The following is a 2,636-nucleotide window of genomic DNA, read 5'->3' as shown; positions in this document are numbered from 1 at the left end:
GGGAACCGTCGCGGGGCGGAAACAAGCGAGCTAGCAACGGACGGCTCCGCAGCACCGGTTTCGAGTTGCAGTACCCAAGTTTCCGAGAAGGCTACCGGGCCATTCTGGCCGGCAAAGGCGTCCGGCACCCGTAAGTCCTGATGTGAAATTCACCACCCACTTCTCTGAGGGGAACCATGGATCTTCAGCACATTATCGAGACGGCCGGCCGCTTCATGGACTTCGCCGGCGTGGCCGTTATGGTAATCGGCGCCCTCGTGTCCATCCCCATGGCGCTGCGGGGATTCCAGCCGGAACGCCTGCCGGCCGGCTCCGCGCGACTCTCCGTCTACCGCTCCTACCGGCAACTGCTGGGCCGCTCCATCCTCCTCGGGCTCGAACTGCTCGTCGCGGCCGACATCATCCGTTCAGTCGCCGTCACACCAACCTTCGAGGGCGTCGGCGTGCTGGCCATTATTGTGCTCATCCGGACCTTCCTGAGCTTCTCGCTCGAGCTTGAAATCACCGGACGCTGGCCCTGGCAGACTAAGCGCGAGCATTCCTCCGACACTTCCGCGGCTGGCTGAAACCCTTCCGGGTGGCGCGGCGCCCGGCTAGGCTCGCGCCATGACTGACTACGCGCGTTCCCGTGCCTCCAAAGCCACCGAGCTGCTCCGTCTCCACCAAGCCCCGGAGATCCTCCAAGTCATCAATGTCTGGGACGCGATCACCGCGAAAGTGGTCGGCGACGTTCCTGGTACCAAGGCGCTGGCCACGGCCAGCCACTCCATCGCAGCGTCCCGCGGCTACGAAGACGGCGAGAAGATCCCGGTGGACGAGATGATCGCCGCCGTCGGGCTGATTGCCGCCGCTACGTCGCTGCCCGTCAGCGCTGACCTCGAAGCGGGCTACGGGAACCCCGGGGAAACGGTGCGCAAGGCGATCGGGGCCGGCGCTGTCGGAGCCAACATCGAAGACCAGATGCGCCCGCTCGCCGATGCCGTTGCGCAGATGCGTGCTGCGGTGCGTGCAGCCGAGGCTGAGGGGATCGAGTTCGTCCTCAACGCCCGCACCGACGCCTTTTTGAAGGGCAAGGACCGAGACCCTGCCGCGGTGCTGGCCGATGCCATTGAGCGCGGCCGTGCCTTCCTCGAAGTGGGTGCGACCACGGTGTTCGTGCCGGGCCTGCTGGACGAGGCTACCGTCACCGCGCTGGTGGAAGGGATTGGCTGGAACAAGGTGTCGGTCATCAATGTGCCCGGTTCACTGGCTCCGGCCAAACTGCAGGAACTTGGCGTTGCCCGCATTTCCTACGGCCCGTGGACCCAGCGCGTGGCGCTGACGGCGTTGGCCGACGCGACGGCGGCGCTGCTAGCAGGCGGGTCTCTTCCTGAAGGCACCCGGGCACTGAACTGACCGGCGTGTTTTCCTGACGTTCTCACTGTGGCGACTCACCATGGCGACTCACCCTGCCAACCGAAGGGAGCTGATCCGATTGGACGTAGATCCTTGGCCGGAGTCACCCGAGCTTCCGGCGCCGATCATTATGGACCAGCGATGGATGGACGCAGTCTTCCTGCACTGGCGCATCCCTGAGGCAGTGGCGGCGGCGTACATGCCACCGGGCGTCGCGCCGGACATCTTCGACGGATCGGCCTGGGTGGGGCTGATCGGCTTCCGCATGCAGCGTGCCGGGCTTGGCCGCGGTCCTGGCATCCCCTATTTCGGAAGCTTCAACGAGATCAACGTGCGCCTCTACTCCCGGGAGCCGGACGGTACTCGGGGTGTGGTTTTCCGCAGTCTGGATGCTTCACGCTTGGCGGTGGTGCTGGCAGCGCGGGCGGCCGGGATTCCCTACGTGTGGTCGCGGACGTGCTTCCTTGGTACTGATTCTCTGGATTCCGCATTGGATTCCGAGGGGCGCACCGCTTTCGCTGCCGCTGGGTCGGCCGGAGCCGGAGGGACCGCTGGGTATTCCGTGCGCCGATTCCGGGGCGGCGCCCGGAGCGACTTCGCCGTCGTCCCGAAGCCCGACGACGAAGCGACCGACGCGCTGTCCATCCACCTCACGGCACGGTTCGGCCTGCATTCTCGATTCAAGAACCGGACCCTGTACATCCCCAATACGCACAGTGCATGGCCGTTGTACCGGGCGCAATTGACCCTACTTCAGGACGACCTCGTCGGCGCGGCCGGCATCCATGTCGCTGGACCACCGGAGTCCGTGCTGTATTCGCCGGGAGTCCGCACCCAGTTTGGCTGGCCACGAGTCCTGAGTCCCGTCTCCTGAGTACTGCCCGGTGGCAGGAAATCGGCGGGCCTCAGGTCCTACCCATGAGCGGGCTAAAAATGTCACACCCCTTTGGCAGACTCTGGTTATGGAAGCCGTCAGGGATTTCATTGCTTGCCAGGAAGAGGGGCGGGGCACGGACCAAGGCCCAGCCCCGGTCCAGCAACCCCGGCCGTCCGGCGCGGACCGCGTGGACGGGGCGCTGGCCGCGTTGCAGGCGTTGAGTGGGACGGTGGTGGAGGACGCGGGGTCGTGGGGATTCCGGGCCGCGTCGGACTTCGCCGGACGGGTGGAGGAGTTCTCGCGCACGGTGGAGTTTCTGCAGCTGGTGGCGGCTTCGGCTGTGGACCGGACCCGGAAGCAGTCC

The 2,636-nt window shown here is 66.0% G+C and carries 3 protein-coding genes and 2 pseudogenes; all 5 read left to right on the top strand.

Going from position 1 to position 2,636, the window contains the following annotated elements:
- A pseudogene (locus tag LQV16_RS23360) lies at nt 1-134 on the top strand (SDR family NAD(P)-dependent oxidoreductase); the annotation flags it as partial.
- 42 nt (nt 135-176) lie between these two features.
- Nucleotides 177-566 carry a DUF1622 domain-containing protein gene (locus tag LQV16_RS23355; protein ID WP_229996210.1) on the top strand — a complete coding sequence of 130 codons (390 nt, stop codon included), beginning with the start codon at nt 177-179 and terminating at the stop codon, nt 564-566.
- A gap of 40 nt (nt 567-606) precedes the next feature.
- Nucleotides 607-1,395 (top strand): isocitrate lyase/phosphoenolpyruvate mutase family protein, encoded by a 789-nt coding sequence (locus tag LQV16_RS23350; RefSeq protein ID WP_229996209.1) that lies wholly within the window; start codon nt 607-609, stop codon nt 1,393-1,395.
- Between the two features lie 145 nt (nt 1,396-1,540).
- On the top strand, nt 1,541-2,269 hold the full coding sequence (locus LQV16_RS23345) for a DUF2071 domain-containing protein (RefSeq protein ID WP_229996208.1): 729 nt from the start codon (nt 1,541-1,543) through the stop codon (nt 2,267-2,269).
- Between the two features lie 88 nt (nt 2,270-2,357).
- Nucleotides 2,358-2,636: pseudogene (locus LQV16_RS23340) on the top strand (hypothetical protein); the annotation flags it as partial.

Origin of the sequence: Arthrobacter sp. Bi26 (assembly GCF_918697925.1) — a bacterium.
Lineage (GTDB): Bacteria > Actinomycetota > Actinomycetes > Actinomycetales > Micrococcaceae > Arthrobacter.
This window is presented reverse-complemented; position numbering and strand designations above follow the sequence as displayed.